A 19,495-nucleotide genomic window follows, 5' to 3' on the forward strand; every position below is an offset into this window, starting at 1 on the left:
TGCCTTCGAAGCCTCCCGCACGAACGGACAGGAGGCGACACCTGACGCTTCAGGACTCGACACATGTCGAGCTGTGGCGCACGAAAACCGCGAAATTCCAGGGTTTTCGAAGTCCTCTCGGTCCGGGACTCATGTCGCCTGGCTCACAGCGGGATTTATCGTTGAAGCACGAAATTTCTTCCGCCTTTCCGGCCCACCGGCCCTAAAAACTGGAGCAGACGATGATCATCGGCGTCCCCAAAGAAATCAAGAACAACGAATTCCGGGTGGCCATCACCGCCGCCGGCGTCCACGAGTTCCTTACCCACGGCCACACCGTCCTGGTGGAGCGCGGGGCAGGCCTGGGCTCGGGCATTACCGACGAGGAATACTCGATTGCCGGCGCCGAGATCGTCAACGAAGCCGATGACGTCTGGGCCCGCGCCGACATGGTGATGAAGGTCAAGGAGCCCATCAAGTCCGAGTACCACCGCTTCCGCAAGGGCCTGATCCTCTTCACCTACCTGCACCTGGCCGCCGAGCCGGAACTGACCAAGGAGCTCATCAACTCCGGCGTCACCGCCATCGCCTACGAGACCGTCCAGGAGGGCCGGACCCTCCCGTTGCTGGCCCCGATGTCCGAGGTTGCAGGCCGCCTGTCCGTCCAGGTGGGCGCCACGTCGCTGATGGCCCCGGCCGGCGGCAAGGGCGTCCTGCTCGGCGGCGTGCCCGGCGTCCGCCCCGCCAAGGTGGTTGTCCTGGGCGCCGGCGTGGCCGGCACCAACGCAGCAGCCATGGCCCTGGGCCTCGGCGCCGACGTCACCATCCTGGATATCAACATCAACCGTCTGCGCGAGCTGGACGCCCAGTACCAGGGCCGGCTGAAGACCGTGGCCTCCAACAAGTACGAGATCGAAAAGTCCGTGGTGGACGCCGACCTGGTGATCGGCTCAGTCCTGATCCCCGGTGCCAAGGCCCCCAAGCTGGTCACCAACGACCTTGTGGCCCGCATGAAGCCCGGCTCGGTCCTGGTGGACATCGCCGTGGACCAGGGCGGCTGCTTCGAGGACACGCACCCCACCACGCACCAGGAACCCACGTACAAGGTGCACGACACCATCTTCTACTGCGTGGCCAATATGCCCGGCGCCGTGCCCAACACCTCCACCTACGCGCTGACCAACGTCACGCTGCGTTACGCCGTGTCCCTGGCCAACCTGGGCGTCAAGGCCGCATTCGACCGCGACCCCGCCCTCGCCGCCGGCCTCAACATCGCCGCCGGCCACGTGGCGCACCACTCCGTGTCCGAGGCCCACGGCCTGCCCCTCGTCGCCGATTGGCACGAGCTGGTTTCGGCCTAGTCCCCTCCATCGATTGCTCCGTACTTGTCCTTTTGAGCCCTCAAAACGACACTTACGGAGCAATCGATGAGTCTTTTAACCCAGTTCGCGGGCGGCTTCGATAATTTTGAGGACCTCCACCGCGTCCTCCGGGTCTACTGGGAGGGGAAGGGGCGACTCTGCTCCGCCGTCGAGGATCTTTTCTGCCAGCAGGCGGTAGAACTCGGGGTAATTTCCCCGCTCGGTGGGGAGCCGGTCCAGATGGCCGTCGCGGCCCAGGAGGCCGGCCCACTCGGGTGCCTCGACGCCGTACTCCGCGTCCAGGGGGCTGCCGCCGGCGGCGATGTAGGGTTCCTGCGGGTCCACGCCGTGCTTGGTGAAGCCGCCAATGGAGCCGAGCACCCGGAAGCGCGGCCCCTGCTGCGCGCACAGCATGTTCATGGTCAGGTGGCTGACCACCCCGGAGTGGTGCCGCAGGGCCAGGAAGACGTCGTCATCCGCCCTCTCGTCGGAGCGCCGCGCCGTCAGCTCCGCGTGCAGCACGGTGGCCGGACCAAACAGCTGGAGCGCCTGGTCGATCAGGTGGCTGCCGAGATCGAACAAGGTGCCTCCCCCGTCCCCGGCCGTGGCGCGGGCCTTCCAGGCCTTGCCGATGGTGGGTGACCAGCGCTCGAAACGCGACTCGAACCGGGTCACCTCCCCGAGGGCCTGGGCGGCCAGCAGCTTTTGCAGGGTGAGGAAGTCGCCGTCCCACCTCCGGTTGTGGAACACCGTCAGCACGCGCCCATGCTGCCTTGCCAGGTCGATCAGTTCCTGTCCCTGGCTGCTGGTGACGGCGAACGGCTTGTCCACCACCACGTCCAGCCCCGCCTCCAGCGCGGCCTTGGCCAGGGGGTAGTGGGTCATTGGCGGCGTTGCCAGCACCACAAGGTCAAGGCCTTCTGCCCGCTCAAGGACGGCGGCGCCGTCGCGCACCACCTCCACCGCCGGAAGCCGGGATGATGCAGCTGCCTGCCGCCCGGCGTCGGACGTTGCAACGATGTCCAACGAGAAGCCGGCGTTGGTGGCCAGCAGCGGCGCGTGGAACACGCTGCCGGCGAGTCCATAGCCGACGACGGCCGTGCGGATGGTGCGGGGTTCGCCTTCGGTACCGGTCATGGAACTACGCTACCGCCGGTGCCGCAGGCATATAGAAGAAGCCGGCACCCCTGGTTGCCCAGGGATGCCGGCTTCTTCGCTAGGCGGCTATGGCCGCCGTAGTGGTGCCTACTTCTTTTCCCAGCCGATGGTGGTCCAGTCCGGAACCTGGGAAAGGCTCTGGAACAGGGACGGTCCGTAGTTGGCCAGGCCCTTGCGGACGAAGGAGATCTGCGGGCCGTTGAAGACCACGCCCATGGAGTAGTACTTGGCCATGTGCTCCTTTTCCACGTCCATGGCTGCCTTGTTGCGGGCGGCGTTGTCCTCGATGGAGGCGAGGTCGGCGATCTTCTTGTCCAGCTCGGCGTCGCCCAGCTTGTTCTCGTTGACCTTGGAGTCGTAGTACTGCTTGACAGCGTCGGTGGCGTCCGCGCCCACGGTGTAGCCGGAGATGCTCAGGTCGAATTCGCGGCTGCCCAGGACCTTGCCGAAGTCGGCAGAGGCGCGCTGGTCAATCCCGACGTCCATGCCGCCGGCCTGGAGCTGCTTCTGCAGGGTCTGGGCCACAGCAAGGGTGGTGGGATCGTCACCGAAGTTGCTGATCTTGAAAGCGGCGGGCTTGCCGTCCTTCTCCATGACGCCGTTGGCATTGGCGGTGTAGCCGGCGTCGGTGAGGACCTTCTTGGCGGCGTCCGGGCCGGTTTCCTTGACGGGGTAGTTGTCCTGGTAGTACTCAGAGAACGGCAGCAGCATCATGGAGCCCGAGCTGGGCTCTTCCCAGTTGAGGCCGTTGAACCGGACCTTGCGCAGGGCTTCGCGGTCCACCGCGGCGAAGATCGCCTTGCGGACGTTGACATCGGTGATGCGCTGGGCGTTCAGGTTCAGGCCGCCGGCAAACAGCCGCTGGCCGCGGCGGATGTCGGTGTCCTTGGTGCCGTCCAGCTGCTTGTAGAGGGAGATGGTGTTGGCATTCATGGCGTCAATCTCGCCGTTCTTGAACGCGGCGATCTGGGCGCTGGTTTCCAGCTGGCGGAAGGTCACGTTGGACAGGACGGGCTTCTGGCCCCACCACTTGTCGTTCGGCACCAGGGTGACGGTCTTGGCTGCGGTGTCGTACTGGTCCAGCTTGAAGGGGCCGGCCATCCACTCGGGGTGCAGGTTGCCGTTGTAGCCCTCGTTGAAGATCTCGGGGGTGTTGACGGCGGGGTGGATGAGGCCGAAGAAGAGCGAGTCCACCGGGAAGACCGGGCGGCTGGTCTTGACGATGACTTCCTTGTCGTTGCTGCCTGCCTCGACCGAATCAACAAACTCGTATGCGCCGGAGCTGACGATGTCGTAGCCGGCATCCGGGCTCTTGAGGATGTTCCAGGTGTTCTTGAAGGCCTTGACGTCAATGGGCGTGCCGTCGTTGTAGGTAGCCTTGGGGTTCACCTTGATGGTGATGGTCTGCTTGCCGTCCTTGACCTCGCTGTCCACCGACTCGCAGAAATCCGTGTTGGGGGTGACCTTGCCCTTGAAGTCCACCTTCCAGCAGCCGCCGATGCCGCCGCTGTTCATTCCCACCGGGTTCATGGGCACCTGGAGCGCCGAGTTGTCCGCGCTGTTGCCGTTGTTGGAGAACCCGTTGAAGTCGGGGCCGATGTTGCCCAGCGGCAGGGTGACCTTGCCGCCCTGCTGAAGATCTGCGGCCGGCTTCTCGTTGATGCTGATCAGCTTGGACAGGTCGCTGCCCGAGTCCTGCCCCTTGGCGGTTTCGGGGCCGCTGGCACCGCCACCGCCGCCGCAAGCGGTCAGCGCCAGGGCCGCAGCAACCGCTGCAGCTCCGCCGATCCTGTTCAGTTTCCTCATGGTTTTCCCTTCATAGGTGCGAGTGGTGGAGCGTGTGGGTCGAGAAGCCTCAGGGTGCATGGTGGTCCGCAGGTTCGTGGACCACCAACATGTCCTCATCCAGTTCCCCGTCCGGGAAGAAGCAGGCGAACTGCTGGTCCGTGGCGGATGCCGCGGCTTCCAGCGGCGGTTCGAGGGTGAGGCATTTTTCCTGCTTGGCGGCAGGCAGCGCCGCGAAGACAGGACAACGGGTGGCAAAGTTGCAGCCCTTGGGTGCCTGCAGGGGCGAGGGCAGGTCACCCTGGAGGATGATGCGTTCGCGGGTGCGTTCCAGCTGCGGGTCCGGCACGGGGATGGCGGAAAGGAGAGCGCGCGTGTAGGGGTGGCGGGGGCTGTCGAACACCCGGTCCACGGCTCCGATCTCCACAATCTTCCCGAGGTACATGACGGCCACGCGGTTGGAGATGTGGCGCACCACGGAAAGGTCGTGCGCCACCAGCAGGTAGCTCAGCCCCAGTTCGGCGCGCAGGTGGTCCAGGAGGTTGATGACACCGGCCTGGACGGATACGTCCAATGCCGACACCGGCTCGTCCAGGACCACCAGCTTGGGGTTCACGGCCAGGGCGCGGGCGATCCCGATCCGCTGCCGCTGGCCGCCGGAGAACTGGTTGGGGAAGCGGTTGACGTGGTCCGGCTGCAGGCCCACGAGCTTCATCAGCTCCATGATCCGCTTCCTGATGGCGGCGCGGTCCATGCCCGCGTTCTGCAGCGGCTCGGCGAGGACCTCGTACACCGTGAACCGCGGGTCAAGGGCGCCGGTGGGGTCCTGGAACACCATCTGGAGCTCGCGGCGCATCTTTCCCTTGGTCTTTGCGTCGGCCGCCTGCTTGTTGCTGAGGCCGCCGATCACCACCTCGCCGTCCTGGTCCGGATGGAACTCCATGATTTCCAGCAGCGTGGTGGTTTTTCCCGATCCCGACTCGCCCACGATGGAGAAGCACTCACCTTCGCGGACGTCGAAGCTCAGGCCGTCCACGGCCTTGACGGTTCCGATCCTGCGCTTGATCAGGGCGCCCCTGGTCAGCGGGAAGTGCTTGCGCACGTCCTTGAGCTGCAGCACCGTGGTCCGCTCGGTCCGCGGAATCGCGTCGAAGCGCGACACCGGCACCGGCGGGGCGGCGAACACGTCGTGGACGTCCACGTCGCCGCCCAGGGCTTCGGATTTGATGCAGGCGGCCCGGTGGCCCTGGCCGTCGACGGGTGCCAGGGCGGGCTCGCCCTCGAGGCAGGCGTCCGATGCCAGGGGGCAGCGGGGGGCGAACGAGCAACCGGTGGGCGGGTGCAGGAGGTTCGGCGGCATGCCTGCGATGGGCACCAGCGAAGTCTTCTCGGCCACGTCCACGCGCGGGACGGCGCCGAGCAGGCCCAGGGTGTAGGGCATCCGGGGGTTGTAGTAGATATCGTCCACGGCGCCGGTCTCCACGGGCTTGCCCGCGTACATGACCATGATGTCGTCCGCCATCCCGGCCACCACGCCGAGGTCGTGCGTGATCATGACGACGGCGGCTCCGGTCTCCTCCTGCGCGGTGTGCAGCACTTCGAGGACTTGCGCCTGGATGGTGACGTCCAGGGCCGTAGTGGGCTCGTCGGCGATCAGGACGCGCGGGTTGTTGGCGATGGCGATGGCGATCATGACGCGCTGGCGCATGCCGCCGGAGAACTCGTGCGGGAAGGCTTTCAGCCGTTCCTTGGGGCTGGGGATGCCCACCATGGCCAGGAGTTCGACGGCGCGCGCTTCCTTGGCTTTCCTGCTCATGGTGGGGTGGTGGATGCTGAGCGCTTCGATGATCTGGGTTCCGACGGTGAACACCGGCGTGAGGGAGGACAGCGGGTCCTGGAAAACCATCGCCAGGTCGTTGCCGCGGTACTGGCACATGTCCTTGTCGCTGAGCCCCAGCAGCTCGCGGCCCTTGAGCCGGACTGACCCGGAGACCTCTGCCGTTGGCGGGAGGAGTCCCATGATGGCCAGGGAGGTGACGGATTTGCCGGAGCCCGATTCACCCACGATCCCGAGTGTCTTTCCGGGCATCAAGTCAAAGTCGACGCCCCGGACAGCATGGACCACGCCGTTCTCGGAATTGAAACGGACGTTAAGGTCGCGGACTGACAGGACCGCGTCGGTGGGGGCATGCAGTCCTGCCACGTGCAGGCGCTCGACGTCGGACCGTGCTGGCTGGGGGGCTCCGGTGGTGGTTTCGCTGCTCATGCCGTCTTCTTTTCCGCGGTGATTTTCCGGGCCTTGGCCTTCTTGGCCTTGCCGGTGGAACTGGAGCTTGGGTCAAAGGCGTCACGCAGGCCGTCGTTCATCATGGCCAGGGATCCGGTCAGCAGGAACATGACGGCGAGCGGAACCCAGAACATCCAGGGGAAGGTTTGCACCTGCGAGGTTGCGGCGCCGATCAGCACGCCGAGGCTCACGTCCGGGACCTTGATGCCGATGCCGATGAAGGAGAACGCCACCTCGGCAAGGATTGCGGCGGTGACGCCGCGGGTGATGTCCAGGATCAGCAGCGAGCCGATGTTCGGCACCAGGTGGCGCCAGACGATCCGGCGCGGCGGGACGCCCATGTACTGGGCGGCCTTGACGAAGTCCCGCTGCATCAGCGACATGGACATGGAGCGGATCAGGCGGGCGGTGCCCATCCAGCTGAAGACCAGCAGGACGATGATGAGCAGCAGCCACGAGGGAAGGTCGCGCTTAAGGCCTGCGCCTCCGCCGCTGGTGGCAACTGCCACTACCAGGAGCGCCGGCATCATGATCAGCGCTTCCAGGATGAACAGCATCGCCTTGTCCACTTTGCCGCCGAAATAGGCCATGGTGCAGCCGTAGACTGCAGCAACCAGGACCGAGACCAGGCCCACCACCAGGCCGATCAGGATGGAAATCCTGGTGCCCTCGACGGTCATGGCATAAAGGTCGATGCCCGCCTGCGACGTGCCGAGGTAGTGGTCGGCCGACGGCGGCATCCCGATGTTGAAGGGGTCGATCGTTTCCTTGTCCCACTGGGTGAAGAACCCGCCGATGAACGAGAAAACCGTCAGGGCCAGGAAGATGGCCAGCCCCGCCACTGCCGTCTTGTTGCGCAGGAACCGGCGGAAGATGATGGTGTTTTTGCCAATGACGACGTCGGCGCTGTCCAGGTGCGCATCCTGCGCTTGGGCTGCCAGGTCGACGGTGTTGAGGTTGGTCATGGTTACTGCACCCGTACTCTCGGGTCGACAAGCGTGGTGGCGAAGTCCGCCAGGATGGCGCCAATGGCGAAGATCACGGAGCCGTAGGCCAGCGTGGCGGTGGCGGCGTTGACGTCCTGCAGCGAAATTGCATCAATGCTCCAGGAGCCTACGCCGGGCCAGGCGAAGATCTTTTCGGCGAAGAATCCGCCGGCGAAGATAGCCGGAATGGTGAAGGCGATGCTTTGGGCCACCGGGATGAAGGAGACACGCAGCGCGTGGCGGGCGATTGCCTGGTTCCGGCTCAGGCCCTTGGCCCGGGCAGTCCTGACGAAGTCGGCGTTGACGTTGTCCAGCAGGTATTGCCGTTGCGCGATCTGGTACGACCCCCAGCCCACCAGGGTGATTGCCACCGTGGGCACCGCATAGTGGGCCAGCAGGTCGACGAACTGCGGCCAGCCGGGCTCAACACCCGGGGTGGAAATGCCCGTGACAAAGAAGATGCGGTTGCCGGCTGATTCGTTGATGCTGATGGCGCCCAGCTGTACAAGGAAGTAGGCGATGGGCGCGGGCACAATGTGGGCAAGGTAGCTGTAGGACGTAATGGCGCGGTCCTGGAACTTGTATTGCCGTGCCGCCGAATAGACGCCCAGCGCGACACCGATGACCAGGGTCAGGATGATGGAGGCCAGGAAGAGCCGGGTGGAGATCCAGACGCGGTCCCCGAACTCGGCGTTGATGTAGGCGCCGTTGGGGCTCCGGCCCCAGTCCCAGCGGGTGACGATGCCGGTCAGCCAGTCAACGTAGCGCTCCCATGGGCTGAGGTCCGGGTCCAGTCCCTTCAGCCGCATGGAGTTGGCGACCTGTTCCGGGGTTGGCCGGGGGATCCGCTCCTGCTCGAGGAGTGCCGGCTTTAGGGAGCTGACAGCCAGGAAGTAACCGGCGGACGTGGTGAGGAAGATCATCACCACGTAGGTGATGCCGCGCTTGGCGAGGTACTTGAGCATGGGCGCTGCTGGATCCTTCCGTCTTCCCCCGACAAGCACGGATTGTGCCGCCTCGCCGGGTCCCGAACCAGCGGGTAGCTGGCTTCCCGCAGCCCTATGGGCAGGTCCTGGTGGACTATGTCGCGGGTCACATTCCAGAGGAAACTATCACAAGCCCCAACCCGAAAAGTGCGGTAATCCCCCGAAATCCGGCGCGCCGTATCAGATCGTTATGAATAGTTCTGTGAAGTTGGTGTGACTGGACGGGCAGGACGGCCAGCGCGTAACCTACGCGGCTGTTACAACCCGTGTCACAAGATCGCGCCACGAGACGGCAAGGCGTTCACGTGTGACAGCGTGATCGCGGATGAGATGCAGGAGCCGCTCGGGGTCCAGGGTTGCGGTAAGGGAGCCGGCCATCAGCCAGGGCTCCGGGGAGTCCACTCCAGCTTCGCGCAGCAGCATTTCGACGTGCTGGTTCCAGAGGGCCACGGCCGGCACCTCGAACCGTCCCTTGGAGGCATGTCCGGCTGCAAGGACCAGGTCCCCGAACTCCACGACGTAGGCGATCCGCTCGGTGCCAAAAGCGATTAGCCGGTCAAGGGGCGCAGCGCCTGGCCCCATGGGCGGCGGCCCGAACAGGAACCGGGCTTGGAAGGCGGCCTCCGAGTCATTCAACAGGGTCAGCATCAACCCGGCCCTGCTCCCGAAGCGGCGGAAGACGGTGCCCTTGCCCACGCCTGCGTGCTCGGCCAGGCGGTCCATGGTGAGCGCCCCCGCTCCGCCCTGTTCGATCAGTTCGCGGGCAGCCAGCAGGAGGCGCTCCCGGTTGCGGGCGGCGTCGCTGCGCTCCGAGGCCGTTACCGGCATTTCCGGCCGCACTGGGATGTCACTCACAAAGACAGTGTAGCCAGAGGGAATAGAAGCGGACCGCGGTCCGTTTACTCTGGATGAAAGGCTGCAAAGCCTGAAGTTTGACCGAACGCGGCCCCGCCGCGGCCCCTAGCCAGGAGTTTCCATGACCAAGAGCACCGTACTGACCCTTGTGGGCAGCCTCCGCGCCGGATCCACCAACCAGCAGCTGGCGGAAGCCATCCAGCTCAACGCACCGGAGCAGGTGGACGTGGTGATCCACGAAAGCCTGGGCAACATCCCGTTCTACAACGAGGACATCGACGTCGAAGGCCAGGTCCCGGCCGCAGCGGCAGCACTGCGCGCGGCAGCTGAAGAGGCCGACAGCGTCCTGCTGGTCACCCCCGAGTACAACGGCACCGTTCCCGCCACCCTGAAGAATGCCATCGACTGGCTGTCGCGCCCCTTTGGCGCCGGCGCCCTGGCAGGCAAGCCGACCGCCGTCGTCGGCACCGCTTTTGGCCAGTACGGCGGCGTGTGGGCCCAGGATGAGGCCCGCAAGGCCGCAGGCATCGCAGGCGCCAAGGTCCTGGAAGACGTCAAGCTTGCCGTCCCCGGCTCCATGGTGCGCTTCGCCGAAGTCCACCCCAAGGACGACGCCGAGGTAGTGGAGCAGATCAAGGGCATCTTCGACGCCCTGGCCGCATCGGCACCGGCAGCCTAGCCCGTCCCGCATCCCGCGGTGCCCGGTACGCCACCTGCGTACCGGGCACCGCCGCGTTAAGGGGCGGGCGGAAGCACCGTGACCAACTCTTGTCCCAACCGGTACCGTCCGGACATCTGCGCCGGGAAGGGCGGCAATAGCGTTAATCCACTGGAACTACCGGATCGGATCGCGGCCCATGGCAGGAAAAAGAAGCTGGAACAGCCGTGGGCATGGCGCCATGGTTGCCCTGGGATGCCTGGCCCTGCTGCTCACGGGATGCAGCTCCCTCCTCCCCCAGGCGGACGGGCAATCCCCTGCCTCAGCCGGAAGCACCGCACCAAGCGCCGCCCCGCTGGCCCTTCTGCCCGCCACAATTCCAGCCCCCGGATCCGGAAGCGGTGCTGCAACAGCCCTTGCCGGCCCGGGCAGCGGCGCCGAAGCAACGGCTGAGCCGGTCACGGCGTACTTCGTCCTGGTGGACGACGGCGGCAGGCACGGCGTGCGCTTTGGCTGCAATGACAGCCTGGTGGGTGCAGCCGGGGACGGCAGCACGGGGGACGGCAGGCTTAAGGCAGCGATAAACGCCCTCCTGGGTGCGGAACAACCGGAAAACCTGTACAACGCACTGGGCAGCTCCCGGCTGAAGTTCCTGTCCGGCAGCTTCGACGGCACCACCGTCACGGTCTACCTGTCGGGAACCCTCAACCCGGGCGGGACCTGCGACACTCCGCGGGTTGAGGCCCAGCTCACCCAGACCGCCCTTGAAGCCGTTGGCGCCGTCAAGGCCGCAATCTACATCAACGGCGAAAGCCTGGCTGACTACCTGAAGTTGAAGTAGCTGGGCGCCTGGCACCGAACTTCCCGCGGGTAAATCGGGGATAAACAGCTGTTGCTCTAGAAGCAACAGTGGGCTGTATCCTGACTCTGTGACCCACGAAACACTTGACGCTGCGGCCGGCACGCTGCCGGCAGAGGCCATTGACGCCATCGAACGTGCCGCCACCTCGGCGCACCGGCATGAGGAACTCTTTTCCGAGCGCGCGGCCAACATCCGCCAGTCGGCCGTGCGCGACGTTTTCGACATCTCGATGCGGCCAGGCCTTGTGTCCCTGGCCGGCGGAAGCCCCTACCTGCAGTCGCTGCCGCTTGACCGCCTGGCGGCGACGGCTGCGAAGATCATCGCCGAGGACGGCCTCACGGCCCTGCAGTACGGCGCCGGGCAGGGGACCGCGGAACTGCGCGCCCAGATCTGCGAGGTCATGGCCACCGAAGGCATCCTCGATGCCAAACCGGAGAATGTGGTGATCACTGCCGGCTCCCAATCGGCACAGGATGTGGCCACCAAGCTTTTCTGCAATCCCGGCGACGTAGTGCTGGTGGAGGACCCCACCTATGTGGGCGCGTTGAACACCTTCGAGGCCTACCAGGTCCAGGTGGAAACGGTGGAGATGGACCAGTACGGGCTGGTCCCGGAACTGCTGGAAGCCCGCATTGCAGCCCTGCAACTGGCCGGGAGGAGCATCAAGTTCCTCTACACCATCCCCAATTTCAACAACCCCTCCGGCATCACCCTCGCCAAGGAACGCCGGCAGCAGGTGGTGGACATATGCCGCAGGGCGAATATTCTGGTGCTGGAGGACAACCCGTACGGCCTGCTCCGTTTCGAGGGGGAACCTCTGGCTCCCCTCCGGTCAGCGAATCCCGATGACGTGATCTACCTGGGCTCTTTCTCCAAGATCTTCGCTCCCGGCCTCCGCATCGGCTGGGCGCTGGTTCCGGAGCACCTCCAGCGCCGCTACTACCTTGCCGCCGAGTCCGTGACTCTTTGTCCGCCCACCCTGAACCAGATGCTGGTCTCGGCCTACCTGGGCGGATACGACTGGAAAGGGCAGATCGAAACCTATCGCGGGCTGTACGCCGAAAGGTGCCGGGCCATGCTGGCCGCCCTCAAGGAATTCATGCCGCCCGGAACATCCTGGACCAGCCCGCAGGGCGGCTTCTTCGTCTGGGTTACGCTGCCCGAAGGCGTCGATACCTACCCGCTGCTGCTCAAGGCGATCGACGCCGGTGTGGTGTTTATCCCCGGAGCCGCCTTCACGCCGTCGGACCAGCCGTCCAACAAGATGAGGCTCGCCTTCAGCGCCGTGCCTCCCGATGCGATTGCCGAAGGAGTGCGCCGCCTGGCGCCGGTGCTGCAGGAAGCCATCGCCGCGCTGTAGCGTAAGCCACACGAAAGCCGTAAACCGAGCAAAGGAGCATGCATATGGGTGGAATCATCGTTGTAGGGGTTGACGGCAGTGAAACCGCAAAGAAGGCCGCTGAGTCGGCCAAGGGCCTGGCGGCAGCCATGGACGCTTCGCTGCACGTCGTCTCCGCCTTCGACAGCGACCGGACCGAAGTGTTCGGCAGCGGCAGCGACCGGTGGATCGTCTCCGATGCGGACGCGGCAGAGCAGGTGGCGCGGACCGTGGCGGAATCGCTGGGCCGCGACATCACCGTGACGTACTCGGCGGCACGCGGACGGCCTGCCGACGCCTTGATTAAGGAAGCGGTCCGAATGGACGCGAGGATCATCGTGGTGGGAAACCGGCGCATGCGCGGCGTTGGCCGCGTGCTTGGCAGCGTGGCCAACAGCGTTGCCCACAACGCTCCGTGCGACGTCTACATTGCCAACACCTACGACGTCGACTAGGCCCTCCAGCACAACCCCGGGCGTAACCCCGGACACTCCCCGTGGTGGCGGACATCGCTGCGGGGGGTGTCCGTTCTCACCGCTATATCACCGTTTCAGCTGGTGGCGCGACGATAAAATTGTAGAGGCCCCCAAAGGCGTGGACACTGACGATTCCACCCCCAGCGAAGGGCTCCCCTTGATTACTCTGCAGCGCCGCCAACTGGTTGGCCACGACATCCTCCTGGCCCGCCACGGCAACCACATCAGCTCTATGCGGGTGGACCGCAGCAACGACAGGGTGGTTGCACTGCTGGACGACGGCAGCCTGGACAGCGCGCCCAACCTGATCACTCCCGGGCTTCAGCTTCCGGCGACCGTCCGCAGCGTCCTGCGCGAGGACTGGAAGCTGCTGAGCGCATGGGCCGGCATGGCCGCCTTGATGGGAGTCCTGATGACTGGCGCCGCGGTGGCCTTGGGAGCTACTGCCGATCCGGCAATCATCGATGCCCTGACTGCCTACAACGCGTACTAAAACCTCTTGGCTGCACGTGCTCCGCGGGGCTCAGCCCACCAGCCAGCCCCGCAACAGCCACCAGATCCCGGCCATCACCACGCCGCCGAAAAGCGAACCCGCCACCACCTGCGCCGGCGTGTGCGCCCTCAGGACCACCCTTGACCAGCTGACCGCCGGAACCAGGAGCAGCAGCGGCGCCCATGCCGGGCCCAGCATCAGCACGGATACGACGGCGGCGCAGGACATCGCGGCAGCGTGGCCGCTCATTTTCCAGAACGGGCTGACCGCTGCGAGCACCGCGACGCCGCCCACCACCGCCAGGACCATGGCCACCACACTCGACGGCGCGTCCACGGCATTGAGCACCAGCAAACCGATAGCTATGGAGGCCAGCGCCATCAGGAGCACGGGCGCACGCTGCTTCCGGTCGCTGACGTGATGGTCCGTCACCTTCCCCAGCCGGACCAGGACCAGCAGCACTACGAGCGGAACCACGCACACAAAGAGGGCCGCCAGCGCGCCGTAGCCAATGGATCCGGGAAACCCCGGCTCCGCCAGCGGGCTGATCAGCAGCTGGAGGGAAACCACCACCGGCGGCTGGAAAACCTCAGTCAGCCATCTGGCGGTCCGGTTCTTGACCCGGATTGACCCGCCACTAACCGTCACCTGCTAGTCCAGGAGGAGCGCGGGCTCTTCCAGGATGGCCGCGACGTCGGCCATGAAGCGGGCGGACAAATCACCATCCACCACGCGATGGTCGAACGATCCCCCAAGCGTGGTGATCCAGCGGGGAATCACCTCGCCGTCCAGCACCCAGGGCTTCTGCTTGATGGTCCCGAAGGCCACGATGGCCACCTCGCCCGGATTGATGATGGGCGTGCCCGTATCGATGCCCAGGGCGCCGATGTTGGTGATCGTAAGCGTGCCGCCCTGCATTTCCGCCGGCTGCGTCTTCCCAGCCCTGGCGGTGGTGGCCAGGTTGTTCAGGGCCAGCGCGAGTTCCTTGAGCGACAGGTCCTGTGCGTTCTTGATGTTAGGCACCATGAGGCCGCGCGGGGTGGCTGCGGCGATGCCCAGGTTCATGAAGTGCTTGACCTGGATCTCCGCGGACCCGTCACCGTTATCCACCCACGCCGCGTTCACACTGGGGTTCCGGGCGGCCGCCCAGATGACAGCCTTGGCCAGGATGAGCAGCGGTGAAACCTTGACGCCCTCGAAGTCCCGCGAGGCCTTGAGCCGCTTGACGAACTCCATGGTGCGGCTGGCGTCGACGTCCACGAAGATGCTGACGTGCGGTGCCGCGAAAGCCGATTCCACCATCGCCTTGGCTGTGGCCTTGCGGACGCCCTTGACCGGGATCCGCTCCACGCGCTGGTCCTGCGGCTTTCCTGCCTTGCCCCAGAAGCCGTCCGCCTTGTCCAGTTCGGCGTCGCGCTGGGCCTGGTAGCTCACCAGGTCCTCCCGCGTCACCTCGCCGCGCGAGCCGGTGGCCACGACGTCCGCAAGGTCGATGCCCAGGTCGCGGGCGATCTTGCGGACCGGCGGTTTGGCCAGGACCCGGTTGACCAGGCCGGTGATGGTGCCACCCAGGGTTGGGCGGGTGTCGACGGCGGCTGTCACCCCGGCCGGTGCGGCGGCGGACACCTCGGCGGGCGTCCGCGGCTGCACAGGCTCAACCTCCGGGGCGTTGGCGGTGACCGCAGCGGCGGGTGAGGTCTTGCGGGGGCGCCGTTTGACGGCGTCGGCCTTGGGACCGGAACCCACCAGCGGACCGCCGGCCGGGGCACCGCCGCCAGTGCCGCCGTCGTCCGTTCCATCCGGCGCCTCGTCCTGGGGAAGCTTCCCGTAGAGCGGCTGCGCTGTTTGTTGCGGCTGCGCCGGCGCCTCCGGGGCGCGCACGTCGGCCGGGGTGGGGTCGCCGGCAACTTCGTCGCTGACGCTGATGATGGCGGTCCCGACGTCCACGGTCACGCCTTCCTGCACCAGCAGTTCGGTGACGGTCCCGGCGAACGGGGACGGCAGTTCCACGATGGACTTGGCGGTTTCGATCTCGCACAGGACGTCATTGATGGCCACGGCGTCGCCGGGCTTGACCTTCCAGGAGACGATTTCCGCTTCCGTTAGGCCCTCGCCGACGTCGGGCAGGTTGAACTTGTTCAGGGTCATGGTGTCCTCAGTAGGAGAGGGCGCGGTCCAGCGCCTCCAGGATGCGGTCGATGTCCGGAAGGTAGTCTTCCTCCACCTTGGCCACGGGGTACGGCATGTGGAATCCGCCTACGCGGATCACCGGGGATTCGAGCGAGTGGAAGGCGCGTTCGCTGATGCGGGCGGCGATTTCGCCGCCGATCCCACCGAAAGTGGGCGCCTCATGCGCCACGATCAGCCGGCCGGTCTTTTGCACCGACGCGGTGACGGTATCGAAGTCGATTGGCGAAATGGAGCGCAGGTCGATGACCTCAACGCTGCGGCCGTCCTCTTCAGCGGCGTTGGCAGCGGCAAGGGCCACGGGAACCAGCGGGCCGTAGGCCACGATGGTGGCGTCTGTCCCTTCGCGGAGCACGTGGGCCTTGAACGGATCTTCCGCCGGGCCCGGCGCCTGGATGTCCACGTCCCCCTTCAGCCAGTAGCGGCGCTTGGGTTCGAAGATGATCACCGGGTCCTGGCACTGCACGGCCTGCTGGACCATCCAGTAGGCGTCGTGCGGGTTGGACGGGGTGATGATGCGCAGGCCCGCCGTATGGGCGAACAGTGCCTCGGGGGACTCCGAGTGGTGCTCCACCGACCCGATGCCGCCGCCGTAGGGGATGCGGATGACCACCGGAACGGTGAGGTTGCCGTTGCTGCGGGCGTGCATCTTGGCCAGCTGCGTGGTGATCTGGTTGAAACCGGGGAAGACGAAGCCGTCGAACTGGATTTCGCAGACCGGGCTGTAGCCGCGGAGGGCCAGGCCGATGGCGGTGCCGATGATGCCGGACTCCGCCAGCGGGGTATCCACCACGCGGTCGGGGCCGAACTCGCCGATCAGCCCGTCGGTGACCCGGTAGACGCCGCCCAGGGGGCCGATGTCCTCGCCCATCAGCAGCGATTTGGGGTTGGCGGCCAGGGTGGCGCGGAGGCCCTCGTTGATGGCCTTCGCGATGGTCATGGTAGTCATCAGTGGCCTGCCTTTGCTGCCTGCCCGGCGGATTCTTCCTCGCCGGCGAATCCTGCGCTGTATTCCTCGAACCACGCCAGTTCCTCCGCCACCAGCGGGTGCGCTTCAGCGTAGACGTTGGCGAAGGCTGTCCGGATGTCCGGGTTTTCGAGATCGTGGGCGGTGCGGCGGACATACGCGGCCAGCTCGTCGCCGTCGGCCTTCACCTTGGCGAAGTAGGCGTCGTCGGCCAGGCCTTCGGCGCGCAGGTACTTTTCCAGCCGGGCCAGCGGGTCCTTGGCGCGCCAGGCGTCCTCTTCGTCGGAGTGCCGGTACTTGGTGGGATCGTCCGCGGTGGTGTGCGCACCCACCCGGTAGGTGAAGGCCTCGATCAGGACCGGGCCCTTGCCCTGGCGTGCGTGCTCGAGCGCCCACTCGGTGACCGCGTGCACAGCGATCACGTCATTGCCGTCCACCCGGATACCGGGGAAACCGTAGCCTTTGGCGCGGTTGGAGAGGGGCACGCGGGTCTGGACGTTGGTGGGCACGGAGATGGCCCAGTGGTTGTTTTGGCAGAAGAACACCACGGGGGCCTTGTAGGAGGAGGCGAACACCATCGATTCGTGGACGTCGCCCTCAGAACTGGCGCCGTCGCCGAAGTAGGCAATGACGGCTGCATCCGGCTGCCTGCCTGCCGGATCCGACGCCGCGAGCTTCTGGTCCCGCTGGATTCCCATGGCGTAGCCGACGGCATGCAGGGTCTGCGCGGCCAGGACCAGGGTGTACAGGTGGAAGTTGGTGTCCTTGGGATTCCAGCCACCGTTGGAAACCCCGCGGAACTGGCGCAGGAGTTCTGCCAGGTCCACGTTGCGGGTCAGCGCTACGCCGTGTTCGCGGTAGGTGGGAAAGATGTAGTCCTGCGGCTGGCTGGCCCTGCCCGAGCCAATCTGCGCTGCCTCCTGGCCGGTAAGCGGGACCCACAGTGCCAGCTGCCCTTGGCGCTGGAGGGCGGTGGCCTCCACGTCGAACCTGCGGATGGCGGCCATGTCGGCATAGAGGCCGCGGAGTTGCTCCGGGGTGAGTTTGTCCGCGTACTCACTGAAGACCGGATCGGTGCCCAGCTTTCCCTCAGGGCCCAGCAACTGCACCATCTGGGCAGGGGGCTCGCCCATAACGGCCTCTGCATCGGCCTCCCGCTGGTCGTCTACCGCTGTTCCGTCGAACTCGGTGGAAGGCAGATGAGTGCCCATACCGTCTCCTTGCCTGCCGCATCCGGATGCAATGCGATGTCGTGAGGATATATGCCCCGCAAGGAATACATTCCCCTTGCGGCATATACATTGGCTTATTGATCCTAACTTTATCTGCGGTAAGTAGCCGGAGGGCTACTTGTTAAGCGCTAGGAAGTTGCTGGCGCCTTTGTATAGTCGGCACACAACTGGAGGAACCGTGAGTTGGCCTCGGGTTCTCCGATGCTGACCCTTACGCCTTCCCCGGCGAACGCCCGCACAGACAACGCCCGCGTGCCCGCGAACTCCGCAAAGGCCGCGCTTTCAGCCCCAAGGGCGAGCCACACGAAGTTGCCCTGCGCGTCGGGGACGGCCCATCCCAGCTCCCGGAGGCCTGCCAGGACCCGTGTCCGCTCATCCACGAGTTTTTGTACCCTTTCCACAACCTGGGGGTAATTTTCGAGGGAAACCATTGCCGCTTTTTCGGCAATTTGGGACACGGCGAAAGGTGTTGCGGCGACCCGAAGGTACTGGGTTAATTCCGGATGGGAGACGCTGTAGCCAACGCGGAGGCCCGCGAGGCCATGCGCCTTGGAGAACGTCCTGAGCACCACTACGTTGGGGTATTTGCGGTAAAGCGCGATCCCGTCCGCCGCGTCCTCCGCCCGGACGAACTCCTGGTAAGCCTCATCGATGACCACCACGACGTCGGCCGGGATGGACCGGATGAAGGCCTCGGTCTCGGCTGCGGTGAGGGCGGGGCCTGTGGGGTTGTTGGGCGTGCAGAGCAGGATCACCTTGGTGCGGGCACTCACGGCTGCCGCCATGGCTGCGAGGTCGTGCCGGCCGTCACCTGTCACCGGGATCTGCACGCTCTCGGCGCCCGCCAGGCCCACGCTGATGGGGTACGCCTCAAAGGAGCGCCAGGCGTAGATGACTTCGTCCGCCTTGCCGTCGTCGTTTTGGCCGGCAAAGGCCGCCAGGATCTGGTTCAGTGCGCCCAGGCTTCCGGCTCCGGTCACGATGTCCTCGGCAGGCACATCAAGGAACTCTGCGAGCACGGCACGGAGCCTGCTGCTCAGGGGATCCGGGTAGCGGTTGAAGTCTCCCTGGCTGGCGATGGCGTCCAGCACCGCGGGAATCGGCGGCAGCGGGTTTTCGTTGGAGGACAGCTTGTAGCTGGCCAGTCCGCTGACCGCGGCCGGCGGCTTTCCTGCAGCGTAGCGGGGCAGCCGGTCCAGCACCGGGCGCGGCGCGATTCCGCCTGCCCTGGTCTCAGAAGAAGTCATGGCCACCAGCCTACTTCGAGGGCCTCAAGGGGCCAGGGGAACGAACGGCAGAAATTTAGGACGGTCCCAGCCGCCCCGAAGGACGGTATGGAAGCATGGTGCCATGGGTTCCTTCATCCTCCGGGTCGTCGTCAATGCCGCTGCTCTTTGGGTGGCCAGTTGGGTCCTGCCCGGGATGGAAATCTCCAGCACTGCGGCATCTGAAGCCGTGGCCAGGACCGGTATTTCGCAGGACACCGGGACCATCGGGATTGTGGTGGCTTATCTCTTTATCGGCCTCATTTTCGGCGTGGTCAATGCCTTCGTCCGGCCCCTGGTAAGGCTCCTTGCGCTTCCCATCACCATCCTGACGCTCGGCCTGTTCGCGATAGTAATCAATGCAGCGATGCTGTACCTGACATCCTGGATCAGCAGCTACACCCCGGTGCACCTCACCTTCGATTCATTTTTCTGGACTGCGGTGCTGGCTGCGATCATCATCTCCCTGGTTTCGATGGTTGCAGGGTTGCTGCCCGGCGGCCGGCGCTGACGTCCCGTGTGGCCACCTGCCGGAGCCTGCCGACCAGGCAGGATCTGTCCACCCAAGTAGAAGTGCCCG

The 19,495-nt window shown here is 65.7% G+C and carries 18 protein-coding genes; 7 read left to right on the top strand and 11 right to left on the bottom strand.

Translation table 11 applies throughout. The features are described 5' to 3' along the window. The first annotated feature begins 221 nt into the window (after positions 1–221). Positions 222–1,340 (top strand): alanine dehydrogenase, encoded by a 1,119-nt coding sequence (ald, locus tag ACIGJD_RS19660; protein ID WP_142134995.1) that lies wholly within the window; start codon positions 222–224, stop codon positions 1,338–1,340. Positions 1,341–1,415: 75 nt separating this feature from the next. On the opposite strand, the gene ACIGJD_RS19665 is transcribed toward ald, so the two are convergent. The 6 genes from ACIGJD_RS19665 to ACIGJD_RS19690 all read right to left on the bottom strand — a co-directional run bounded on the left by ACIGJD_RS19665 (position 1,416) and on the right by ACIGJD_RS19690 (position 9,397). Further along, positions 1,416–2,477, bottom strand: coding sequence for a Gfo/Idh/MocA family protein (locus ACIGJD_RS19665; RefSeq protein WP_483687593.1), 1,062 nt, complete (start codon positions 2,475–2,477; stop codon positions 1,416–1,418). Positions 2,478–2,585: 108 nt separating this feature from the next. Continuing rightward, entirely contained in the window at positions 2,586–4,304 is a 1,719-nt protein-coding gene (locus ACIGJD_RS19670) for an ABC transporter family substrate-binding protein (protein ID WP_483687594.1), read from the bottom strand. 49 nt (positions 4,305–4,353) lie between these two features. Continuing rightward, complete coding sequence (locus ACIGJD_RS19675) at positions 4,354–6,549, bottom strand: ABC transporter ATP-binding protein (protein ID WP_483687595.1); 2,196 nt, start codon at positions 6,547–6,549, stop codon at positions 4,354–4,356. Then, positions 6,546–7,535: an ABC transporter permease gene (locus ACIGJD_RS19680; protein ID WP_483687596.1), complete on the bottom strand. Its 990-nt coding sequence runs from the start codon at positions 7,533–7,535 to the stop codon at positions 6,546–6,548. The genes ACIGJD_RS19675 and ACIGJD_RS19680 overlap by 4 nt, the downstream gene beginning before the upstream one ends. A 2-nt stretch (positions 7,536–7,537) precedes the next feature. Then, positions 7,538–8,521: an ABC transporter permease gene (locus ACIGJD_RS19685; protein ID WP_483687597.1), complete on the bottom strand. Its 984-nt coding sequence runs from the start codon at positions 8,519–8,521 to the stop codon at positions 7,538–7,540. 267 nt (positions 8,522–8,788) lie between these two features. Next, the gene (locus tag ACIGJD_RS19690; RefSeq protein ID WP_483687598.1) at positions 8,789–9,397 is read right to left on the bottom strand and encodes a TetR/AcrR family transcriptional regulator; all 609 of its coding nucleotides are present in this window, start codon (positions 9,395–9,397) and stop codon (positions 8,789–8,791) included. Positions 9,398–9,518: 121 nt separating this feature from the next. On the opposite strand from ACIGJD_RS19690, the gene ACIGJD_RS19695 reads away from it, so the two are divergent. From ACIGJD_RS19695 to ACIGJD_RS19715, 5 genes are all read left to right on the top strand, one after another. Further along, the gene (locus ACIGJD_RS19695; RefSeq protein WP_286400359.1) at positions 9,519–10,076 is read left to right on the top strand and encodes an NAD(P)H-dependent oxidoreductase; all 558 of its coding nucleotides are present in this window, start codon (positions 9,519–9,521) and stop codon (positions 10,074–10,076) included. Positions 10,077–10,254: 178 nt separating this feature from the next. Further along, positions 10,255–10,896, top strand: coding sequence for a GerMN domain-containing protein (locus ACIGJD_RS19700; RefSeq protein ID WP_483687599.1), 642 nt, complete (start codon positions 10,255–10,257; stop codon positions 10,894–10,896). An 88-nt stretch (positions 10,897–10,984) separates the two neighbouring features. Then, positions 10,985–12,277 carry an aminotransferase-like domain-containing protein gene (locus ACIGJD_RS19705; RefSeq protein WP_483687600.1) on the top strand — a complete coding sequence of 431 codons (1,293 nt, stop codon included), beginning with the start codon at positions 10,985–10,987 and terminating at the stop codon, positions 12,275–12,277. A gap of 44 nt (positions 12,278–12,321) precedes the next feature. After that, positions 12,322–12,750 carry a universal stress protein gene (locus ACIGJD_RS19710; protein ID WP_483687601.1) on the top strand — a complete coding sequence of 143 codons (429 nt, stop codon included), beginning with the start codon at positions 12,322–12,324 and terminating at the stop codon, positions 12,748–12,750. A gap of 178 nt (positions 12,751–12,928) precedes the next feature. Continuing rightward, positions 12,929–13,264 carry a hypothetical protein gene (locus ACIGJD_RS19715; RefSeq protein WP_142134990.1) on the top strand — a complete coding sequence of 112 codons (336 nt, stop codon included), beginning with the start codon at positions 12,929–12,931 and terminating at the stop codon, positions 13,262–13,264. A 30-nt stretch (positions 13,265–13,294) separates the two neighbouring features. Here the strand turns inward: ACIGJD_RS19715 and ACIGJD_RS19720 are convergent, their stop codons facing one another. The 5 genes from ACIGJD_RS19720 to ACIGJD_RS19740 all read right to left on the bottom strand — a co-directional run bounded on the left by ACIGJD_RS19720 (position 13,295) and on the right by ACIGJD_RS19740 (position 18,897). Continuing rightward, the gene (locus ACIGJD_RS19720; RefSeq protein ID WP_483687602.1) at positions 13,295–13,912 is read right to left on the bottom strand and encodes a phosphatase PAP2 family protein; all 618 of its coding nucleotides are present in this window, start codon (positions 13,910–13,912) and stop codon (positions 13,295–13,297) included. Between the two features lie 3 nt (positions 13,913–13,915). Continuing rightward, on the bottom strand, positions 13,916–15,412 hold the full coding sequence (locus tag ACIGJD_RS19725; RefSeq protein ID WP_483687603.1) for a dihydrolipoamide acetyltransferase family protein: 1,497 nt from the start codon (positions 15,410–15,412) through the stop codon (positions 13,916–13,918). 7 nt (positions 15,413–15,419) lie between these two features. Continuing rightward, positions 15,420–16,400: an alpha-ketoacid dehydrogenase subunit beta gene (locus ACIGJD_RS19730; protein ID WP_483687604.1), complete on the bottom strand. Its 981-nt coding sequence runs from the start codon at positions 16,398–16,400 to the stop codon at positions 15,420–15,422. Beyond that, positions 16,400–17,629 carry a pyruvate dehydrogenase (acetyl-transferring) E1 component subunit alpha gene (gene pdhA, locus ACIGJD_RS19735; RefSeq protein WP_483687605.1) on the bottom strand — a complete coding sequence of 410 codons (1,230 nt, stop codon included), beginning with the start codon at positions 17,627–17,629 and terminating at the stop codon, positions 16,400–16,402. Before pdhA ends, ACIGJD_RS19730 begins: the two co-directional genes overlap by 1 nt. A gap of 149 nt (positions 17,630–17,778) precedes the next feature. Next, positions 17,779–18,897: a histidinol-phosphate transaminase gene (locus ACIGJD_RS19740; protein WP_483687606.1), complete on the bottom strand. Its 1,119-nt coding sequence runs from the start codon at positions 18,895–18,897 to the stop codon at positions 17,779–17,781. Between the two features lie 103 nt (positions 18,898–19,000). Between ACIGJD_RS19740 and ACIGJD_RS19745 the strand changes: the two genes are divergently transcribed. Next, a complete protein-coding gene (locus ACIGJD_RS19745; protein ID WP_483687607.1) occupies positions 19,001–19,426 on the top strand; it encodes a phage holin family protein in 426 nt (141 codons plus the stop codon). Positions 19,427–19,495: the final 69 nt, after the last annotated feature.

The sequence above is a fragment of the Arthrobacter sp. E1SS-5 genome, assembly GCF_057073715.1.

Bases quoted from the DNA above. Each gene is read 5' to 3' on its own strand.
- ACIGJD_RS19680 (WP_483687596.1), bottom strand. From the start codon at position 7,535: ATGACCAACCTCAACACCGTCGACCTGGCAGCCCAAGCGCAGGATGCG.
- ACIGJD_RS19740 (WP_483687606.1), bottom strand. From the start codon at position 18,897: ATGACTTCTTCTGAGACCAGGGCAGGCGGAATCGCGCCGCGCCCGGTG.
- ACIGJD_RS19700 (WP_483687599.1), top strand. From the start codon at position 10,255: ATGGCAGGAAAAAGAAGCTGGAACAGCCGTGGGCATGGCGCCATGGTT.
- ACIGJD_RS19730 (WP_483687604.1), bottom strand. From the start codon at position 16,400: ATGACTACCATGACCATCGCGAAGGCCATCAACGAGGGCCTCCGCGCC.
- ACIGJD_RS19685 (WP_483687597.1), bottom strand. From the start codon at position 8,521: ATGCTCAAGTACCTCGCCAAGCGCGGCATCACCTACGTGGTGATGATC.
- ACIGJD_RS19670 (WP_483687594.1), bottom strand. From the start codon at position 4,304: ATGAGGAAACTGAACAGGATCGGCGGAGCTGCAGCGGTTGCTGCGGCC.
- ald (WP_142134995.1), top strand. From the start codon at position 222: ATGATCATCGGCGTCCCCAAAGAAATCAAGAACAACGAATTCCGGGTG.
- ACIGJD_RS19725 (WP_483687603.1), bottom strand. From the start codon at position 15,412: ATGACCCTGAACAAGTTCAACCTGCCCGACGTCGGCGAGGGCCTAACG.
- ACIGJD_RS19745 (WP_483687607.1), top strand. From the start codon at position 19,001: ATGGGTTCCTTCATCCTCCGGGTCGTCGTCAATGCCGCTGCTCTTTGG.
- ACIGJD_RS19675 (WP_483687595.1), bottom strand. From the start codon at position 6,549: ATGAGCAGCGAAACCACCACCGGAGCCCCCCAGCCAGCACGGTCCGAC.
- ACIGJD_RS19665 (WP_483687593.1), bottom strand. From the start codon at position 2,477: ATGACCGGTACCGAAGGCGAACCCCGCACCATCCGCACGGCCGTCGTC.
- ACIGJD_RS19710 (WP_483687601.1), top strand. From the start codon at position 12,322: ATGGGTGGAATCATCGTTGTAGGGGTTGACGGCAGTGAAACCGCAAAG.
- ACIGJD_RS19695 (WP_286400359.1), top strand. From the start codon at position 9,519: ATGACCAAGAGCACCGTACTGACCCTTGTGGGCAGCCTCCGCGCCGGA.
- pdhA (WP_483687605.1), bottom strand. From the start codon at position 17,629: ATGGGCACTCATCTGCCTTCCACCGAGTTCGACGGAACAGCGGTAGAC.